This window comes from Neisseria sp. Ec49-e6-T10, assembly GCF_051132615.1.
Taxonomy (GTDB): domain Bacteria; phylum Pseudomonadota; class Gammaproteobacteria; order Burkholderiales; family Neisseriaceae.
The window spans coordinates 688,401-708,156 of record NZ_CP152375.1; the positions used below are offsets into that span (position 1 = coordinate 688,401).

General features: G+C 37.1%; 18 protein-coding genes. 11 read left to right on the top strand and 7 right to left on the bottom strand.

Going from position 1 to position 19,756, the window contains the following annotated elements:
• Positions 1-26: 26 nt before the first annotated feature.
• Entirely contained in the window at positions 27-1,154 is a 1,128-nt protein-coding gene (locus AADH04_RS03490; RefSeq protein WP_434778861.1) for a DUF805 domain-containing protein, read from the top strand.
• A 67-nt stretch (positions 1,155-1,221) separates the two neighbouring features.
• Here AADH04_RS03490 and AADH04_RS03495 read toward each other — a convergent pair whose 3' ends face one another.
• The 3 genes from AADH04_RS03495 to AADH04_RS03505 form a co-directional block, all read right to left on the bottom strand.
• Positions 1,222-2,391: an NAD(P)H-dependent flavin oxidoreductase gene (locus AADH04_RS03495; RefSeq protein WP_434778862.1), complete on the bottom strand. Its 1,170-nt coding sequence runs from the start codon at positions 2,389-2,391 to the stop codon at positions 1,222-1,224.
• Between the two features lie 303 nt (positions 2,392-2,694).
• Positions 2,695-3,900 (bottom strand): ammonium transporter, encoded by a 1,206-nt coding sequence (locus tag AADH04_RS03500; RefSeq protein WP_434778863.1) that lies wholly within the window; start codon positions 3,898-3,900, stop codon positions 2,695-2,697.
• Between the two features lie 265 nt (positions 3,901-4,165).
• On the bottom strand, positions 4,166-5,272 hold the full coding sequence (locus AADH04_RS03505) for a polyamine ABC transporter substrate-binding protein (RefSeq protein WP_434778864.1): 1,107 nt from the start codon (positions 5,270-5,272) through the stop codon (positions 4,166-4,168).
• A gap of 290 nt (positions 5,273-5,562) precedes the next feature.
• Here AADH04_RS03505 and AADH04_RS03510 point away from each other — a divergent pair, with 290 nt between their 5' ends.
• The 5 genes from AADH04_RS03510 to AADH04_RS03530 all read left to right on the top strand — a co-directional run bounded on the left by AADH04_RS03510 (position 5,563) and on the right by AADH04_RS03530 (position 11,546).
• Positions 5,563-6,090, top strand: coding sequence for an RNA pyrophosphohydrolase (locus tag AADH04_RS03510; RefSeq protein ID WP_434778865.1), 528 nt, complete (start codon positions 5,563-5,565; stop codon positions 6,088-6,090).
• A 173-nt stretch (positions 6,091-6,263) separates the two neighbouring features.
• Entirely contained in the window at positions 6,264-8,231 is a 1,968-nt protein-coding gene (locus AADH04_RS03515; RefSeq protein ID WP_434778866.1) for a DNA topoisomerase IV subunit B, read from the top strand.
• A 55-nt stretch (positions 8,232-8,286) separates the two neighbouring features.
• A complete protein-coding gene (locus AADH04_RS03520) occupies positions 8,287-9,171 on the top strand; it encodes a YgfZ/GcvT domain-containing protein (protein WP_434778867.1) in 885 nt (294 codons plus the stop codon).
• Between the two features lie 155 nt (positions 9,172-9,326).
• On the top strand, positions 9,327-10,106 hold the full coding sequence (locus tag AADH04_RS03525; RefSeq protein WP_434778868.1) for an SDR family oxidoreductase: 780 nt from the start codon (positions 9,327-9,329) through the stop codon (positions 10,104-10,106).
• A gap of 18 nt (positions 10,107-10,124) precedes the next feature.
• Positions 10,125-11,546, top strand: coding sequence for a phospholipase D-like domain-containing protein (locus tag AADH04_RS03530; protein ID WP_434778869.1), 1,422 nt, complete (start codon positions 10,125-10,127; stop codon positions 11,544-11,546).
• Here the strand turns inward: AADH04_RS03530 and AADH04_RS03535 are convergent, their stop codons facing one another.
• Positions 11,547-12,797: a mechanosensitive ion channel family protein gene (locus AADH04_RS03535; protein WP_434778870.1), complete on the bottom strand. Its 1,251-nt coding sequence runs from the start codon at positions 12,795-12,797 to the stop codon at positions 11,547-11,549.
• A 299-nt stretch (positions 12,798-13,096) separates the two neighbouring features.
• Between AADH04_RS03535 and pyrE the strand changes: the two genes are divergently transcribed.
• Positions 13,097-13,744: an orotate phosphoribosyltransferase gene (pyrE, locus tag AADH04_RS03540; protein WP_434778871.1), complete on the top strand. Its 648-nt coding sequence runs from the start codon at positions 13,097-13,099 to the stop codon at positions 13,742-13,744.
• Positions 13,744-14,328, top strand: coding sequence for a DUF4124 domain-containing protein (locus AADH04_RS03545; RefSeq protein WP_434778872.1), 585 nt, complete (start codon positions 13,744-13,746; stop codon positions 14,326-14,328). The genes pyrE and AADH04_RS03545 overlap by 1 nt, the downstream gene beginning before the upstream one ends.
• Positions 14,329-14,371: 43 nt before the next feature.
• On the opposite strand, the gene pgeF is transcribed toward AADH04_RS03545, so the two are convergent.
• Both pgeF and rluD read right to left on the bottom strand, forming a co-directional pair.
• Complete coding sequence (gene pgeF / locus AADH04_RS03550) at positions 14,372-15,145, bottom strand: peptidoglycan editing factor PgeF (protein ID WP_434779789.1); 774 nt, start codon at positions 15,143-15,145, stop codon at positions 14,372-14,374.
• Positions 15,146-15,149: 4 nt separating this feature from the next.
• Complete coding sequence (rluD, locus tag AADH04_RS03555; protein WP_434778873.1) at positions 15,150-16,262, bottom strand: 23S rRNA pseudouridine(1911/1915/1917) synthase RluD; 1,113 nt, start codon at positions 16,260-16,262, stop codon at positions 15,150-15,152.
• Between rluD and AADH04_RS03560 the strand changes: the two genes are divergently transcribed.
• From AADH04_RS03560 to AADH04_RS03570, 3 genes are all read left to right on the top strand, one after another.
• Positions 16,261-17,064, top strand: coding sequence for an outer membrane protein assembly factor BamD (locus tag AADH04_RS03560; protein ID WP_434778874.1), 804 nt, complete (start codon positions 16,261-16,263; stop codon positions 17,062-17,064). The genes rluD and AADH04_RS03560 overlap by 2 nt on opposite strands.
• Before the next feature lie 152 nt (positions 17,065-17,216).
• Positions 17,217-17,711: a nuclear transport factor 2 family protein gene (locus AADH04_RS03565; protein WP_434778875.1), complete on the top strand. Its 495-nt coding sequence runs from the start codon at positions 17,217-17,219 to the stop codon at positions 17,709-17,711.
• Positions 17,712-17,750: 39 nt separating this feature from the next.
• Positions 17,751-19,274, top strand: a complete 1,524-nt coding sequence (locus tag AADH04_RS03570; protein ID WP_434778876.1) for a helicase HerA-like domain-containing protein — start codon at positions 17,751-17,753, stop codon at positions 19,272-19,274.
• A gap of 1 nt (position 19,275) precedes the next feature.
• On the opposite strand, the gene AADH04_RS03575 is transcribed toward AADH04_RS03570, so the two are convergent.
• Positions 19,276-19,668 (bottom strand): DUF4186 domain-containing protein, encoded by a 393-nt coding sequence (locus tag AADH04_RS03575; protein ID WP_434778877.1) that lies wholly within the window; start codon positions 19,666-19,668, stop codon positions 19,276-19,278.
• Positions 19,669-19,756 lie beyond the last annotated feature (88 nt).

Here is a 19,756-nt window from a genome sequence, read left to right on the forward strand (position 1 = left end):
TAAAACTCAGAATCAAAGGGAAAAATATGAATCCAACTTGGAAGATCGTGTTTAAAGGTGAAATTTTACCTGATTTTAATATCGAAACAGCAAAAAGCAATTTTGCCAAACTCTTTAAAATGCCTTTAGAGCAAGTCGATCCCATGTTTAGTGGGAAGGAATTTACGTTAAAAAGCGAAGTGACTCGTGAACAATTAACGCCTATTTTGGATTCTTTTAAAAAAAGGGGGCTCATTGTACACGCAGTGAGTAATGAAACAATTATTCGCAGTAACAACGCCCAAACAATTAATTGCCCTGCATGTGGTGCACAACAGTCTGCTGGGGTATCATTTTGTACACAATGTGCTTCTAATATTGCTTATTATGTCGCCCAACGAAATAATGACTTAATTCAAAAAAACAAGATAAAAAGTGCACCTTTATCACTTGAGCCACTGTCACTTGAAACTGAAGAGCACAATCAAAACACGGTCGAGGATGGGGCGGATGCAACATTTACCAATGTCAATCAAAATCATCATAGTTATGGTGGCAACCAACAACAAGAATCGCAAAACTTTAATCAGCAATACTATGCCAATGATGCGTCCTATATGTCAGAAAAAAATGATGTCTACATGTATTCAGATGAATATGATGAAATCCCATCTTTCTTTGAATTTAATATTGATGGCAGAATAGGCAGATTATCGTATATCAATGGTGGCTTAATACTGAATCTTATTGGTTTTGGTGTGATGCTGTTTTTATTTATATTCTTTGGGGGCAGTATAGCCATGCTGTCTAGAACACCGTCTATTAGTTCAGCAATTGGCATTGGTGGAGGCATGATTTTTGCCTTTCTTGTTATTTTTGTACCTTGGGTATATTGGAGTGTACGTCTGAGCATATTAAGACTACATGATTTAGGCTGGTCTGGCTGGTGGGTGCTACTTTTCGGTCTAGGTTCACTTATACCAATTGTCAGTGTTTTGGTTGGCATTGCTGGGTTTGTTATCTATTACTGTTTACCTGGTACAAAAGGTGCCAATCGATATGGCAGCCCTGTCCCAGCAGGATCAATTATAGGATTGGTTATTTCAGTAATCATTTTCGTCCTCGCATTCTCTTTTGGTATTCTAGGCGGCATTTTGTCAGCTGCCACGCGGTAATGAAACAAACCATAAAAAACGGGCTATAGAAATATCTATAGCCCATTTCACAAAAGTAAATTATGATCTATTTTAAGTTTTCAGATAACTCTTTACCAGTAAGCAAATACTGAATAGTCTCTTGCACACTTCTGATTTTATCGCCAAATGGTAAAGGATCTTTTCCTCTAAAAAAGAGCCCTTTATTCACCTCACCACGAAAAGCAGCAGCCAATTTTAAATCAATACAAAACTGTCCAATTTTTTCAATACCATCACGCAAGCCACACACACTTAAACAGTTAATTGCCTGTGTACATCTTTTTGGATCAGCTTTGGCATTTGCTTGCAATGTTTCTTCGCGCTTCAAATAGCTTTTTAAAAATGGAGTCAAAATACCACGAGCAGGCAATCCTGCTACAGACATAAATTCAACAATTTCTTCTTTTTTTGCACCCGCCAATGTATTTTTAAAGTTGATGTGAGCATCCCCTTCTTGAGTGACAGCAAATGCTGTGCCCACTTGCACAGCAGATGCCCCCCAATCGGACAATGCTGTTTTTACTTTATCAAAATGTGCCATGCCGCCAGCTAGAATTAATGGAATCTTTTCCTTTTCTAAACCTAAGTTTTTGAACAATTCAAAAGTTTCATCTAGGACACGTTTAAATTCAAATTTTTCATCAGAAACGCCACCAATTGTTGCAGCCCCCAAATGTCCAGCCGCATGATTGGGGTGTTCAATAATAATGGCATCTGGCAGACGATTTTTTTTCATCCATCTTTTTAACACAATACCGATACCACGAGACTCTGATAAAATAGGAAACAACGCTACATCGGAAAAACCTTCGGTCATTTCAGGCAAATCCAAAGGCAACCCTGCCCCCATTGCAATGGCTTGTGCACCTGATTCACACGCTTGTCTAACTAAGGCCTGATGATCGCCAACAGCTTTCATCACATTAACCGCAACCAATCCTTTTCCTTGTGCATTTTTCAAGGAGGCTTTGATTTCGCGATCTAAAGCAATACGATTTAATTGATCATAATTTTCTTGAACAGGATTTTCTTTAGATTTTGCTAAAAGATCCTCATGTAAATGCCGTAAATCAACGCTGGCTATAGTACCAACAGCATTTTCTTTTGCAACAGCTCCAGCCAGTTTATGTGCAGAAATACCCACACCCATTCCACCTTGTACAATAGGCAATAATTGGCGACCTTTTATTTTAAGCGGCGTGTACTCATGGTCCATTATGTTGATTCCTTAGTTTGTGTGTGCAATCATTTTTTTTAGAGTTTGTATTCTAACTTGTTTTTGCAAGTATGAATACTATGGGGTTAAATTCTTTTTTAACAAGTGTTAATTTACGTTAAACTCAATCGTCTTGATTGATTATGCCTACACTAAATAGTATTGATTCTTACCCTCATTCTAATTATATGTAAAATAATTGTCTGTTTATTATTTAATCAATCTAACTTCGATTCTTTATGGCGCTATTGCATCAAGGACCGAAGAGATCAGAAACAGAATATAAACCATTTAATAATGTAATCAATCTTGGTAAGCTCTTTCTCCATGCAAACTCGCATCTAAGCCCAAGTGTTCTTTTTCTGAATCAACACGAATAGGCCATACCCGTTTAATGAGTATAATTAAAACAAAGCTGACTGCCGCAGCATAAGCAAATGTTGCTAAAGTCGCAACAAGCTGAGCACCTAACATAGATGCATTACCATAAAACAGCCCATTTTCAATGGCTGGATTCACTTGTTTTGAAGCAAATAATCCTGTAGCTATAGATCCCCAAACACCTCCTACACCATGCAACCCAAAAGCATCCAACGCGTCATCGTATTTCAAGCGTTTTTTTAATGAAGAAATCGCCCAAAAACAGACCCCTCCTGCAATTAAACCAATAATGACAGAAGCACCAGTACTGACAAATCCAGCAGCTGGGGTAATACCAACTAATCCGGCTAACGCACCAGAAATCACTCCTAACATTGTCGGCTTTTTAATCAACATCCATTCAATCGCGACCCAACCGACAATGCCACTGACAGCAGCAGTATTGGTATTAATAAAAGCAACCATAGCAATCTCATTAAACGCGCCTGCACTGCCCACATTAAAACCATACCAACCAAACCAAACCAAAATCCCCCCAATAATGGTTAAGGGTAAATTATGAGGCGCCAATGGCTCATTTGTCTTTCGATGCCCAAGCATAATCGCTAATACTAATCCAGCAACACCACTTGTAATATGAACAACTGTTCCACCAGCAAAATCAATGGCACCAATACGTTCAAACCAACCATGCCCCCATGCCCAATGCGCAACTGGGGCATAAATGAACAATAACCAGCCAACAATAAATACTAAAAAAGCGGGGAAATACATTCGCTCAGCGATGGAGCCAGTCAAAATACCTGTTGCAATAATGGCAAAGGTGAGTTGAAACATCATAAAAAGATTTGGTGGGATAGTGCTGCCTTCTGGCCCTTGAAAACCCACACCATGAAGAAAAGCATTGTTTAAATCACCGATAAACACACCATCACCACTAAATGCTAAAGAATAACCAACGATAATCCACAATAAAGAAACAATGGCTAATGCACTAAAACTATGCATTGCTGTAGACAATACATTTTTACGTCTGACCAATCCACCATAAAACAAGGCGATACCTGGGGTCATAATCCAAACCAATAATGTACAAAAAAAGATAAAAACCGAAGTCACCATATCCATATAAATACCTCATTTTTTGATTAAAAAGGAAAACAAAATGGATAATACATCTTTATTTTTATCTTATTTAGAAAAAATTTCAATCATTTTTTTATATTTTTTTATCCTATTGTTTTAAATAAAATAAATTAAAAAATTTTAAAAACAATCATCAAAAAAACAAAAAAAACACCATATAATTAATTTATCATTAATATATAGTGTTTTTAAACGAAAAACAATTATTCAAAAACGAACAAAAAATAAATAATGCGAACAAAAACGATCAATTTTCTTTTTTCATTGCATTCCAATATTTAATGGCAAGCCTATTTAATTTCAAATCAAGGGGCACATTTAAAAAGCTTGCTTCTAACATCTGATCACTTAAGAAAATAGAAGGATCGGAAGCATATTCTGGTTCCATTAAATCTTTAGCAGGCGTACTGGCTGGTGCATAAGTAACAAAGTTACCATTTTTTGCTGCCACAGATGGCTCTAAAGTATAATCAATATATTTTAAGGCATTATCCACATTTCTGGCGCCAGCTGGGATCATAAAAGAATCAACCCAAATAGCCACACCACCTTTGGGTACTAAAACAGCAATATCAACACCATTTTTTGCTTCTTTCGCACGGCGTTTTGCAATATTCAAATCGCCACCATATCCAAATACCAAGCATAAGTCACCACGAGCCAAATCATCAATATACCCTGATGAACTGAAACGTTTGATATATGGACGAATACCTTTTAACACTTCGACTGCGGCTTTAATATCATCTAAATTATTGGTTTTGGGTTCTTTATGTAAATAATGCAAAACAACTGGATATACTTCTGCTGGGCTATCCAAAATACTGATTCCACAAGATTGTAATTTTTGTGCATACTCAGGTTTGAATAATAAGTCCCATTCATTTTCAGGAAGTGGTGCACCATTTAATGCTTTTTGTACCTGATCTTTGTTAATCGCTAATGTATTAATACCCCAGAAATAAGGAACAGCATATTGGTTACCAGGGTCTGCTGTTTGCATTAATTTAAGCAGCAAAGGCGATAAATTTTTATAATTTGAAATCTTGCTCTTATCTATTGGCTGATAAGCTTGCGCAACAATTTGTCGGGCAACAAAAATATTAGATGGAGCCACTAAATCATAACCCGAATTACCTATTAATACTTTGGCTTGCAATGTTTCATTGCTGTCATATACATCATAATTGACTTTAATATGGTTTTTTTGCTCAAACTCTTTTACAGTGCTTTCATCAACATAATCAGACCAATTATAAATATTCAGTACATTTTTATTGGACGTTTTGTTGGTATTTTTTTGAGAGGATGTGTGTAAAGATAAAAATAGGATTATGCCAACTACAATAAGCATAACCAACCCTATTATGTATGTTTTTTTTGTCATTGCAATGAGGCTCCCAATCAAGATTAAAATCAGCAATACCACATCTAAAACCTGCCAAGGCGAAGAGTAACATAGTTTATGTTTTACTTTGGCGATTTTTTAATACTTGCTCATTTAGAAAGCATCTAATCCAATGATTTTCTAAAATTTCACCAATTCTAAATAAGCATTTCTATTTTTATTTAGACAAGCCATGGTTTTCAACCTCATTTTATGGGAAAATCAGCTCTAACTTTATTTCATTTGGGCTTGAGGTTATGTTAGATAGAGACGGTTATCGTCCCAATGTTGGTATTGTACTGACAAATGAGCACAATCAAGTCTTCTGGGGAAAACGTGTACGTGAACACTCATGGCAGTTTCCACAAGGAGGCATTAAACCAGGTGAAAGCCCTGAAGCCGCAATGTACAGAGAACTACAAGAAGAGACAGGACTTTTGCCTCATCACGTTAAAATTTTAGGTCGCACCCGCGACTGGTTACGTTATGATGTCCCTACTCACTGGGTCAAACGAGAATGGCGAGGTTCATATCGTGGACAAAAACAAATTTGGTATATTTTACGGCTAACCGGTCGAGAAACAGACGTCTCTCTTCGCGCTATGCGCCAGCCAGAATTTGATGCATGGCGTTGGCACGATTATTGGGCGCCTATTGATGAAGTTATTGACTTTAAAAGAGCGGTGTACCAAGATGCTTTGCTTGAACTGTCAAAATTTCTAACACAGATGGAATCTTTAGAAAACTATTTAGCGCGTATACCACCAATATCTGATGATGATTAATTCGCTTTATAAACAGATTTATTTTATTTCAACCAAACCTGCTCTTATTCTTTTACAATAAGATGCTTATTTTTTGAAATAATCATTATTATCACTGGATTATTTGGATTTGTTTTTTATCAAAAACAAATCCAAATAATGAATACCCCGATATTTAACTTTTAATTAAACACATGACTAATAATTACGATGAACAAAGCGTCCGAGTATTAAAAGGGCTAGAACCGGTTAAAGAACGTCCGGGAATGTATACACGCACAGAAGACCCCACCCATATCTGCCAAGAAGCAATTGACAATGCAGCAGATGAGGCTTTGGGTGGATTTGCAAAAAACATTCAAGTGACCATTCATTTAGATGGCTCATTAAGTGTCAGTGATGATGGTCGAGGCATCCCTGTTGGTTTACACCCAACAGAACATTTACCTGTCGCAGAACTGGTATTTACCCGATTACATGCTGGCGGTAAATTCAACAAAAAAGATGGGGGTGCATACGCTTTTTCTGGCGGGTTACATGGTGTTGGTGTATCGGTTACCAATGCTCTCTCTACCCGTTTGGAAGTCACCATTAAGCGAGATGGCGGTATTTGGCATATGGCTTTTGCTGCAGGAGAAGTAGTCGAGCCATTACACCAAATAGGAAAATGCCCTGTAAAAGAAACAGGAACAACTGTACATGTTTGGCCAGATGCTCACTATTTTGAAAGCCCTAAATACTCTATCCCTGAGTTAGAGCGCTTACTCAGAGCAAAAGCCGTATTATTACAAGGTGCGCAATTTACACTGATTCAAGAAGACCCTGAACACAACCGAGAAAAAACTTGGCATTACCCAAATGGATTAAAAAGTTATCTATTAGAATTGTGTGCAAATGACGCCCCTATTGTGCCTATTTTGGAAATCCAAAATTACATTGGTAAAGATAATGAACAATTCAGCGAAGGAGAAGGTGCTCATTTTGCCCTCACTTGGCTAGAAGAAGGCGCAACCATGGGAGAAAGTTATGTCAACCTTATCCCTACACCATCAGGTGGGACACATGAAGCAGGTTTACGCCAAGCGGTTTTCACAGCAATGAACCACTTTATGAGTCATCATGGGTTACTGCCCCGCGGCGTTAAAATTCAAACAGATGATATTTTTAGCCATGTTCGTTTTGTATTGTCTGCTCGTTTACTTGATCCTCAATTCCAAGGGCAAACAAAAGATAAATTAACCAATCGTGATGCCTTACGATTGGTTGCTCATATTGGCACAGACCCAATTGAACTTTGGTTAAATCAAAACACAGAAGCAGGCAAAAAAATTGCTGAACTGGCCATTAAACAGGCGCAACGACGCTTAAACTCAGCCAAAAAAGTAGAAAAGAAAAAAGGATCATCCGTTGCTGTTTTACCGGGTAAATTGACTGATTGTGAAAGTGAAGATATTCGCGAAAATGAATTATTTTTAGTTGAGGGTGATTCGGCTGGTGGTTCAGCTAAACTTGCCAGAGACAAATTCACTCAAGCAATTTTGCCTTTACGCGGAAAAGTATTAAACAGCTTTGAAGTGCATCAAGACCAATTATTTTCTAATGCCGAAATTCATGATATTTCGGTCGCTATTGGTGTTGATCCACATAAACCAAACGACACTGTCGATCTATCTGGCTTGCGTTATGGCAAAATTGCCATCCTATCAGATGCTGATGTGGATGGTGCGCATATCCAAGTATTACTGTTGACTTTATTTTTCAAACACTTCCCCCAATTAATCAAAGCAGGTCATATTTATGTTGCACAACCTCCTTTGTTTCGAGTGGATGTCAATGCACAAGGAAAAAATAAGCCAGCACGCAAAATATATGCTTTGGATGAACAAGAACTTGACGCAATATTAGAGCGGCTCAAGAAAGAAAACATCAAAGAGACCGCCATGAGTATCAGCCGCTTTAAAGGTTTGGGAGAAATGAACCCAGACCAGCTAAAAGATACAACTATGAACCCAGATACTCGACGTTTATTACAGGTACGCATTCCTGAAGAAGCGCTAACAGACACAAAAAACACATTTGTGATGCTTATGGGTAAAGGGGAAGCCTCTAGTAGACGTGCATGGATGGAACTAAGAGGAAACGATGTATTAGCAGACATATAATCTGTCGAACCTACACAACATCGTTTATATTACGATACATAAATTGGAGCAACAAATGGATCAACCTACCTCATTACTGCCATTTTTTGGTGTGATTCAAGTGACAGGTGAAGATGCAAGCACATTCTTACACAACCAATTATCCAATGATATTCTTCATTTACCTGTTAACAGTGCTGCTTATGCCAGTTATAATACCCCTCAGGGCAGAGTATTGGCGAATATGTTGGTGATTAAAGCACAAGACTCTGTCTTTTTAATACTTGCCCAAGACTTATGCGACACTATAGCCAAACGCTTAAAAATGTTTGTTCTACGTAGCAAAGTCCTTATAGAAAATGCGAGTGATCAATGGGCATTGGCCGCCAAAATACCAGAACAATGGCAATCAACAGAACCTCATACTGTTTTATCCACAGAATATACTGATAGTGGTATCTGGACCATACACTTGCCACATGGTGGCACTTATCTTTTTTGTCAAAAAAATAACCCTTCCCTACCATCATTGAACCCACATACACTAAACATTTGGCAAGAAAATGAAATTATGGCGGGTTTTCCTTGGATTTGTGCAGCAACCAGTGAAAAATGCGTTGCCCAAATGCTCAATTTACATCGTTTAGGGGCGGTGCACTTTAAAAAAGGGTGCTACCCAGGGCAAGAGATCATTGCGAGGGCTCAATACAGAGGTCAAGTTCGCAGAGGTCTGGCTGTTTTCAAAACACCAATAAACGCTTTGGCTGGAACCACTTTACTCAATGAGCACAAAGAAGAAGTTGGTATTGTTATCAATAGTGCCCAAGCAATTGATGACAAGACTAATTATCACCTTTTAGCTGTGGTTAAATTTTCAGCAATGGACCAGCCTATCTTTATTGAAGAGAATCTTTTGCAACTACAGCATTATTTCTTTGAGCGACAAACAGAAACAAAATAACGCTAACGCCTTCATTTATTCATTTTTTTGTGCGATCCATACATAAAAAATGAATGAACTGGTTTGAATCATTTTAAGAGGTATCATATTGATAAAACCAGCTATATAATAATTGGCTATTCAATGACAAAATACTGAAAATATAAGGTTTAGACGTGACTCAAAAAAATATTTTTATTACTGGCTGTTCTAGTGGTATTGGTTTAAATACGGCTAGAAATCTTAAAAAGCGTGGCTATAGAGTTTTAGCCGGTTGTCGAAAAAATGAAGACCTAGTTAAATTAGCAGCCGAAGGATTTGATGCTATTGAAATTGATCTTGATGATAGCCACAGTATTAAACAAGCGGCTAATCAAATTTTGGCACTCACTCAAAATAAGCTATATGCTATTTTTAACAATGCCGGTTTTGGTGTTTATGGTTACCTAAACAGCATTACACGAACACAACTTGAGCAACAATTTTCCAGTAATTTTTTTGGTGTCCATGAATTAACCCAATGTTTGTTACCCGCCATGATTGAACAAAAAGAAGGTAGGATCATTCAAACCAGTTCTATTATGGGCTTTATCTCTACCCCTGGACGTGGGGCTTATGCAGCAAGCAAATATGCTTTAGAAGCTTGGTCAGATGCGCTTAGACTGGAACTCAAAGGTACAGGGATACAGGTAAGCTTAATTGAACCGGGACCAGTACAAACACAATTTACCCAAAACGTTAATCAAACACAAAAAAACGATCCTATACACAATCCTTCTATTGCAACCAAATTCACTGTCACACCTGATGATATTTTACCTATTATTTATCATGCACTTGAAAGTAAACATGCTAAAATCAGGTACAAAATTTCATTAATGACAAAAGCCGTCGGTATACTTAAGCGCTTATTACCTGACAAGCTAATGGACAAAATTTTACAAAATAAACATTAAATCAACTTCAATATAAATATGGTCACAAACCCTGTACCAGTATCTGATGAATACTTAGATCTTGCAGAACAAATTTTTGCTCGTTCATCAGGCTCGTCTATTAGTGAATACAATCAGGTCAACTGTTTATTTGACAGCGAAGAAAATTTTCCTGCATGGCAAGAAACATTAGAAAATGCAACCGAATCGATCTTTATTGAAATGTATATTTTTTCGAATGATTCATTCGGCACTCAAATTCGGGATTTACTCATACAAAAAGCACTTAATGGTGTTCATGTTATTTTAATTTATGACTGGATTGGCTCACTAAAACAACATTATATTGGTTTTTTTAAACCATTAAGAGCTGCAGGTGCAACTGTTCGCGCTTATAATAAACTCTCTATTTCCAGTGGTTTTGATTTATTGTCTCGAGATCACCGAAAGCTGATTATCGTAGACAGAAAAGTCGCTTTTGTCAGTGGTTTATGTATTTCGTCTCAATGGAATGGTAACCCCAAAAAAAATATCCCTCCTTGGCGAGACACTGGGGTCATTATGAGTGGCCCCATCATTTCACAGGCTCTTGCCGCGTTTGAAGGAACGCTAATACGAGAAAACCTATCTTTGCCTGAAAGATTCAAACATTATAACGACTCTCATCTTAATGGCCATGTTGCAGCACGGTTAGTTGCAACTGAACCGTCTAGTGCCAATATGATGCGTTTGGATTTACTCATTATTAGCCTTGCCAGAGAAACACTATGGCTAACAGATGCTTATTTTATGGCCACGGGTATTTACCTTAACTTAATTAAAAATACGGCTTTAGATGGTGTAGATGTGCGCTTATTGGTTCCAAAAACATCAGATATTCCTTGGATTGGCGCTGTATCTCGAACCCAATATCGTACGTTATTAAAAGCGGGGGTACGTATTTTTGAATGGAATGGTCCAATGATCCATGCAAAATCATGCGTTGCAGATGGCAGATGGGCAAGAATAGGCTCCACAAATCTCAATATTTCCAGTTGGTTTGCCAATAGGGAAATTGATATTACGATTGAAGATACTAAAATTGCAGAACAACTTCAAACAAAATTCTTAGAAGATTTAGAAAACGCGACCGAAATTATTCTGAATACACAAGAACAAGCACAATTAAAGCAAGCTCGCCCTAGGCAACATAACCCAGCAAGAGCCAAAGCCAGTGCCGCAGCCCGACAAGCTGTTCGTCTAGGTGGTTTTTTACGCGGTGATAGCCGTACAATTGGCAAAAGAGAAAACATGGCTTTAATGGGTTTAGGTTCTTTTGCTGTTGTATTGGCTATCTTATTCTTTTTTATGCCAAAGTTAATTGCTTTTCCTTTAGCATTACTGTTTATGGTCAGTGGACTAGCCTTCGTCTTTAATGCCATTTACCAAATCAAAAAAGACATAAAAAGAAATAAAAATTAATCATTTACCTTGCACCAGCATTTTCATATCATTGCCTGTAGGTGTTTGATGAATGACTAAACCAAACTCATGTACCACAGCATAAATATGGTCAAAAATATCTGCCTGAATATCTTCATATTGTAACCAAACCACTGTATTGGTAAAAGCATAAATTTCTATCGGTAAACCACTGTTTGTTGGTGCCAATTGGCGCACCATTAAAGTCATCTCTTGATGAATACTTGGGTGAGAGCGCAAATAGGCAATCAAATAAGCTCTAAAGGTACCAATATTTGTCATTCTCCTACCATTTAAAGGGGAAGACAAATCAAATTCAAATGACTGGTTATATTGATTGATTTCTTCTGTTTTGTTTTCTACATAAGGGCGAATTAAATTAGCCTTTTGTAATGCATCATATTCGTCTTCTGTTAAAAAATGAATGCTGTTTGTATCAATATTGAAACTTCTTTTGATTCTCCTCCCGCCAGACTCAACCATCCCACGCCAATTTTTAAATGAATCCCCAATTAAAGCAGAAGTGGGAATCATAGAAATGGTTTTGTCCCAATTTTGTACTTTAACAGTCGTTAAACCAATATCAATAACCTCACCATCAGCATCATATTTTGGCATTTCCAACCAGTCACCAACATTAAGCATATTATTAACAGACAGTTGAATACCAGCAACCAATCCCATAATGGGTTCTTTAAACACCAACATCAAAACAGCCGTCATTGCCCCCAGACCACTTAACAATACAAGAGGAGAGCGTCCAATTAAAATAGAAATGATCAAGATACAAGCCAAAATAGCTAAAATGAGCTTAATACTCTGAAAGATTCCCCGTAAAGGTAAATTGTTGGCTAAAATATTGTCCTTAGCAATAATTAAGATTGCATCTAATAATGAAAATATACTCAACAAACCGTATACTATCGTCCAAATTTGTGCACATAAATGTAAAACATCATAACTATTAGAGCCTGCTGTTAACCATAAAGTTACTTGAAAATAAACAATTAACCCTTGTAATGTAAAAGCAAGCCGATTAAAAAAGTGATTATTCAATAAAACTTGGGACCATACACCATGTGTTTTCTGATGAAAAATTTGAATACGGGTCAATACAAATTTATGTAAAAACAGATGCACCAGCACAGCAACAAAAAGAATAATAAATAACACAACAAAATTACTCAGCATTTGAGCAGTGCTGATTTGTAGCCCTTGTTCCTTTAACCATTCTAATATATAAAAACGCATAAAAACCTCAAGATAAAACCACTTAGATGATGAACGATTTGTATTAATTATTTTTTAGGAAAAATTAATACTTTGTCGATTGATGTAATTTTAATTACAATATTGTCTTTTGATCGTATAAATAATACCACAAAAAAACCATCTTCTTTTCATTTATACAAACAGTTATTGCACAAACAACATTCTCCTTGCTCAAATAGCGTATAATTCTTCTGTATATAGGGAATTTTCGTTCTCATTACATATTAAATATTATATTGTTTTTATTTAAATAAATATTGGCAAATAAAGGGATATTTGTGTCAGATTTTCGTCAGGATTTTTTATTATTTGCGCATCAAAAAGAAGCGCTTAAATTTGGTTCGTTTACGACAAAAGCCGGTCGACAATCGCCTTATTTCTTTAATGCAGGCTTATTTAATGATGGTAATAGCCTAACAACATTAGCCAACTTTTATGCACAAGCGATCATTGAAAGCAAAATTGAATTTGATATGTTGTTTGGACCAGCGTATAAAGGCATTACCCTTGCCGCGGCAACATGTATGGCTTTGGCTCAAAAAGGAGTCAATGTTCCTTTTGCGTTTAACCGAAAAGAAGCAAAAGATCATGGAGAAGGTGGAGTCTTAATAGGTGCACCACTGCATGGTAAGGTTTTAATTATTGATGATGTGATCAGTGCAGGGACATCTGTTCGAGAATCCATCGATATTTTAAATCAAAACAAAGCACAGCCAGCAGGTGTTGTCATTGCCCTTGATCGAATGGAAAAAGGTAAAGATTGTGATTTATCTGCTATCCAACAAGTTGAGCAAACGTTTAATATTCCTGTCGTTTCTATTGCTAATTTAAATGATTTAATTCATTTAATGCAGCAAGATAATAATTTTAGCGATTATTTTGAAAAAATGGTTGATTATCGATCTGAGTATGGGGTACAACAGTAATGCGGGTTATTTATGTTTTAGCACTCAGTTTATTATGCACACCAGCATACGCTAAACTATATAAATGGGTCGACCAAAATGGTAAAACCCAATATAGTGACCGTCCTCCTGTAGAATCAAATGGCAGTGCTGTAAGCACAATGAGTGAGCAAACCAGGATTATTAAAAAAGGGGAAACCCAAGAAGAGAAAAACCTTCGTTTAGAAAAGGAAGCACAAACGAAAAAAGAAATGGCTTTTCGTAACTCTCAAATCAGAAAAGATAATTTATTGCTGGAAACGTACAGCAATGTTCAGGAAATAGAATCTCGTCGCAATAAAGCATTGGAATTAATTGAACCTGGTTTACAATCTTATCAAAAAAGAAGAGCGGATTTACAAACAGAATTAAACTCGTTACAAGAACAAGCAAAGCAAGAAGGCAATGGTTCTAATGAGTTAAAAAATCAAACAAGCCTGATACACAGACAAATAGCAGAAACAGATAAACGTATTCAAGAGCGCCAAGCAGAAATCACCAAAATCAAAGCTAAATATGGCAACGATATTAAACGTTTTACTGAGCTTAAAGCACAACAACCGTAACAATAAATAATAAAGCAAAATATCCCGTTAATGGGATATTTTGCTATTGTTCTAACCAAATAATACTTGCCATTCTACCCGTTTGCCCATCTCGTCGATAAGAGAAAAACTGATCTCTATCCAATACAGTACAAAACTCTCCTCCACTAATTTGTTCCACACCTAACCGATTCAAACGTAATCTGGCCAATTGATAAATATCGGCTAAGAATTTACCAGAGCCAATATCATGAAATGCTTGCATGGCTTCCTTTTGCTGGCTGATAAACATATCTCTAACTTCTGAGCCCACCTCAAACGCATCAACGCTAATTGCAGGTCCTAAAAAAACCTTGATTTTTTTAGGACCAACAGCCATATTCTTAATGGTGTTTTCTAAAATACCATTAACCAAGCCCCTCCAGCCAGCATGAGCTGCAGCCACAACTGTCCCTTGTTCATCAGTCAACAATACGGGCAAACAATCAGCGCTCATCACTGCACAGGCAACCTGAGCAGAACGATCAATACTGGCATCGGCCTCACAGTTTTGCCCTAAAGCATCTTGCGCCTGAACCACAATGGTTGAATGTGTTTGCTGTAAATAACAAACTGGGTGAGGGATATATTTTTGTACCAAAGAGCGGTTATATGCAACATGCTCGGGTTGATCACCTACATGATCACCTAAATTTAAACTGGCATAAACACCTTCACTCATACCACCTTGACGAGTTGTAATCAGTGTTTTAACCTGCGCGGGAGCAGACCAATTGGCAAAGAGAACAGGTTCTTTTTGAGCAGCAATGCATTCAGAAGATGTAAATAAATGATTCATTGAGTTAGTCTGGAACATATCGCACCTCCACGTCATAGTCATCATCATCCCAATCTTCGTCATCTTCAAGAAGTTGATTTTCCATACTACTGGTCAATTGGCTTTCTTTGCCAGACTCCAAACGCAGCACTGATAATAAATAATGCATATCTTCAGGAAGTGCTGCCTTAAAATGGACAAGCTCACCACTTTCTGGATGGATGAAACTGAGTTTAAAGGCATGCAATGCTTGGCGCCCAAGCATTTTAATGGCTTCTTTGACACTATCAGAAGCAGGGTGTCTTAAATTACCATAAATAGGATCCCCTACCAAAGGGTGTTTTGCTTCTCTCATATGTACCCGAATCTGATGGGTTCTACCTGTTTCCAAAACACATTCAATATAAGAGTATTGCTCATAACGCTCCAACACTTTGACATGCGTAATGGCCTCTTTACCGCCAAACTTTACAACGGCCATTTTCAAACGATTATGAGGATCTCGACCAATATTGGCATCAATTTTACCATCAAAAGGCACAATCCCATTTGCAATGGCGCGATAAATTCGTTTGACAGAGCGCTCTTGTAGCTGCTTAACCAAATGGTTTTGTGCTTTCAATGTTCTGGCAACCACCATCAAACCAGAAGTATCTTTATCCAAACGATGCACAATCCCTGCCCTTGGCACCTGTTTTAAATCAGGATAGTGGTATAACAATCCATTTAAAACTGTACCTTGCCAGTTACCTGCAGCGGGATGCACAACCTGCCCTGCTTGTTTATTTAGCACAATGACACTGTGATCTTCATACACAACATCTAAATCAATTGGTTCTGGTGTAAATGCTAAATTTTCTTGACTTTCTTGTGCTTCAACAACAATTTCTTCATGACCAATTAATTTTGTTTTGGCTGCACAATGCTGATTGTTCACCCAAACAAAACCTTCTTTTAACCATGAAGTTAATCTGGAACGAGAATAATCAGGCATTAATTTTGCCAAAATAGCATCTAAACGCATACCCGCTAACTCAATAGGCACAATAAATTTATACTTTTGTGTATGAAAATCTGCCGTAAAGTCAAAATCATCGTTATAATTGTCAGAATTTTGCGAAAGTTTATTATTATCCATGAAAAAAATACTTCTATTAATAAGTTTAATTACTTTAATCAATGCTTGCAGTAGCACAGGCACTGTCGATAAAGATGCTCAAATCACCCGGGACTGGACAGTTGAAAAACTTTATACAGAAGCGAAAGAGGAGCTCAATAAAGGTAATTATACCCGAGCTGTCAAATTATACGATATTTTAGAATCTCGCTTTCCATTTGGCCGATATGCACAACAAGCTTCTTTAGACACAGCTTATGCTCATTATCGTGACAGTGAACCTAAACAAGCTTTAGAAGAGTTGGATCGGTTTATGAAACTTCATCCTGTCCATCCCAATATGGATTATGCACTTTATTTAAAAGGTTTAGTGCTATTTAATGCGGATCAGTCTTTTCTAGCCAAATTATCAGCTCAAGACTGGAGTGAGCGCGATCCACAAGCCAATAAAGATGCCTTTTTTGTGTTCCAAGAATTGGTTACACGTTTTCCTAATAGTGTTTATGCACCAGATGCTTTAGACAGACTCAACAAATTACTTGATGCCTTAGGTGGTCATGAAATGCATGTTGCCCGCTATTATATGAAACGAGGCGCCTACTTAGCAGCCGTTAATCGTGCTCAAACAGTGATTACTGAGTATAACAATACCAAATATGTTGAAGAAGCCTTAGCAATCATGAGTACAGCTTATGATAAGCTAGGCATCACTGATTTAAGAGATGATTCGTTTCGTGTCTTACAAAGAAACTATCCACAAAGCAGCTATTTAAAAACACCATGGAAAGTACAAGAAATGCCTTGGTATCAGTACTGGAAATAATCACCACTTATCATAAAACAGGGGGGGCAATTGCCCCCCCTGTTTTATGACACAAATCGACTCTATAGTTATAACCAAATACTATAATTGTACAATAGAAGCTATTATAAAATGGCAAGATAATACTTAATCATCTTCACAAAGGATCATTCATGAATCGTCTTATTCATCTTTTTTTCATTACTATAGGCTTAACCAGTTTCACAGTAGGTAGTGCTATTGGACAAACACATCACACCGATCATCAACAAGTCTCTCAATTATCTCAAGCTGAAGCACAAAAGAACTTAGAATTGGTCGTAAATTTTTACAATGAATTTTTTAATCAGCATAACATTCAAGCAGCTTATAAATATTTAGATAAAAGTTATATTCAACATAATCCTTATGTACCAGATGGTATTTTGCCTTTTACTGATTATTTTGCTGGCTATTTTAAAGACAATCCCAAATCGTCTGCGCGTATTGTTCGTACGGCCGTTAACGGTGATTTAGTCTTCTTACATGTACACTCACAAAAAACACCTCAAGATAAAGGGGTTGCAGGCGTGGATATTTTCCGTGTACAAAATGGCAAAATTGTTGAACACTGGGATGTTAATCAAGATGTACCCGCACAAGCGGCAAATAAAAATACGATGTTTTAATCATTATCTTCAACATAAATCTGATTTTTAGGAAAACAAATGGCTTCTCCTCTTATTATCGCCAAAAGCAGCACCCTTACAGATATTATACTGATCCCTGCTCTAGCTAATCGACATGGCTTAATCACTGGGGCAACAGGAACAGGAAAAACCGTTACCTTACAGAAAATGGCACAAAGTTTTTCTGCTATTGGTGTACCTGTATTTTTAGCTGATGTAAAAGGAGATTTATCAGGTATTGGTGCTCAAGGCACGATGAATCCTAAACTTGAAGCCCGATTAAAGGCCATTGGCATTGATAACTGGCAAGCTCAAAGTTGCCCTGTTGAATTATGGGATATTTTTGCAGAACAAGGTCACCCCATACGGGCAACTATCTCTGATATGGGACCCTTATTACTTGGTCGTTTGCTGGATTTAAATGAAGTGCAATCAGGTGTTTTACAACTGGTTTTCAAAATAGCAGATGATGGTAATTTATTGTTATTGGATCTAAAAGATTTACGTGCTATGGTGCAATATATTGGTGAGAATAGCAAACAATTCCAAACACAATATGGCAATATCGCCAGCGCCTCGATTGGTGCAATTCAACGTGGTTTACTGACTTTAGAAGATCAAGGTGCCAACCAATTTTTTGGTGAACCCATGTTGGATATTCACGACCTGATGAAGACCAATAACCAAGGACAAGGTATTGTTAATATTTTAGCAGCTTCAAAATTGTATAATACCCCTAAACTGTATTCTACTTTTTTATTATGGCTATTATCAGAGCTATTTGAACAACTACCCGAGGTAGGCGATTTACCACAACCCAAAATGGTGTTTTTCTTTGATGAAGCACATTTACTGTTTAAAGATGCGCCTAACGCACTACTGGATAAAATAGAGCATGTGGTTCGTTTAATTCGTTCAAAAGGTGTTGGCATTTATTTTGCCAGCCAAAACCCTATGGACATTCCTGACAACGTTTTAGGACAATTAGGCAACCGTGTACAACATGCATTACGTGCCTTCACACCTAAAGATCAAAAAGCAGTAAAGGCTGCGGCACAAACCATGAGGGCTAATCCTGAATTTGATTCAGAAGAAGCCATTACCTCACTAAGCACTGGTGAAGCACTGATTTCTTTTTTAGATGAAAAAGGCAGCCCTTCTATTGTCCAAAAAGGCAGCATTATTGCACCTGAATCACGTATGGGACCATTAACAGCAGAAGAGCAAAATAATTTAATCAACCACTCCTTACTCTATGGTAAATATGAAGAAAGTATAGACAGACACTCTGCTTTTGAACAATTGACTCAAAATCAGACTCAAACACAAAATACTCAATCTGCCAATACGCAACAACCTCAAGCTACCCAAACAGAAGAAAATGGTTTTTTAGATGGACTCAAGTCTATTTTATTTGGTTCAACCGGCCCTCGTGGCGGCAAACGAGATGGTTTAGTTCAAACAGCAACAAAAACAATGACTAGACAATTGAGCAATCAAATAGGCAAAGAAATTATGAGGGGTATTTTAGGTGGTATTACTGGGGGAAGGAAAAAGAAGTAACTTAATAGACTAACTGATTATTGAGCCAAAAATGAATAATATCTAAAATATATTTTTGCTCTTTTTCAGTTAACACATGCCCTTTTTCAATACCATGCCATTTTTTTAAACAGCCACGGCAGCAAGTTGCAGTAGCATGTTGTGCTAAAAAAACGGGGTGACCGATCCAAGGCGTTTGTTTGCCATCATTCAAAGGATTAGCCGCAGCTAAACGCTTTTGGATAAAATCCTGTGCATGTTTTAAAATAACCCCCATTCCTTTTTGCTGTATATAACGTTGATCTTCTATACCCAATCGAAACTTAGCCCGAAACGTAGAAGACTGTAATTTAAGATACACATTTTGTAATTGCTGCTCATCAAAAATAGACAGGGTATTCTCAAATAAATCCATTTGATTTACCTTTTAGGGTTTTATTCATAAATGCACATATTCGGATCATTATCTAATTAAATTGGACTTATTATATAAAAAATTGATG

Coding starts and splice junctions, on each gene's coding strand:
- AADH04_RS03510 (WP_434778865.1), top strand. CDS start 5,563: ATGTTAGATAGAGACGGTTATCGTCCCAATGTTGGTATTGTACTGACA.
- AADH04_RS03575 (WP_434778877.1), bottom strand. CDS start 19,668: ATGGATTTATTTGAGAATACCCTGTCTATTTTTGATGAGCAGCAATTA.
- AADH04_RS03565 (WP_434778875.1), top strand. CDS start 17,217: ATGAATCGTCTTATTCATCTTTTTTTCATTACTATAGGCTTAACCAGT.
- AADH04_RS03490 (WP_434778861.1), top strand. CDS start 27: ATGAATCCAACTTGGAAGATCGTGTTTAAAGGTGAAATTTTACCTGAT.
- rluD (WP_434778873.1), bottom strand. CDS start 16,262: ATGGATAATAATAAACTTTCGCAAAATTCTGACAATTATAACGATGAT.
- AADH04_RS03530 (WP_434778869.1), top strand. CDS start 10,125: ATGGTCACAAACCCTGTACCAGTATCTGATGAATACTTAGATCTTGCA.
- pgeF (WP_434779789.1), bottom strand. CDS start 15,145: ATGAATCATTTATTTACATCTTCTGAATGCATTGCTGCTCAAAAAGAA.
- AADH04_RS03570 (WP_434778876.1), top strand. CDS start 17,751: ATGGCTTCTCCTCTTATTATCGCCAAAAGCAGCACCCTTACAGATATT.
- AADH04_RS03535 (WP_434778870.1), bottom strand. CDS start 12,797: ATGCGTTTTTATATATTAGAATGGTTAAAGGAACAAGGGCTACAAATC.
- AADH04_RS03545 (WP_434778872.1), top strand. CDS start 13,744: ATGCGGGTTATTTATGTTTTAGCACTCAGTTTATTATGCACACCAGCA.
- AADH04_RS03495 (WP_434778862.1), bottom strand. CDS start 2,391: ATGGACCATGAGTACACGCCGCTTAAAATAAAAGGTCGCCAATTATTG.
- AADH04_RS03515 (WP_434778866.1), top strand. CDS start 6,264: ATGACTAATAATTACGATGAACAAAGCGTCCGAGTATTAAAAGGGCTA.
- AADH04_RS03520 (WP_434778867.1), top strand. CDS start 8,287: ATGGATCAACCTACCTCATTACTGCCATTTTTTGGTGTGATTCAAGTG.
- AADH04_RS03560 (WP_434778874.1), top strand. CDS start 16,261: ATGAAAAAAATACTTCTATTAATAAGTTTAATTACTTTAATCAATGCT.
- AADH04_RS03500 (WP_434778863.1), bottom strand. CDS start 3,900: ATGGATATGGTGACTTCGGTTTTTATCTTTTTTTGTACATTATTGGTT.
- AADH04_RS03505 (WP_434778864.1), bottom strand. CDS start 5,272: ATGCTTATTGTAGTTGGCATAATCCTATTTTTATCTTTACACACATCC.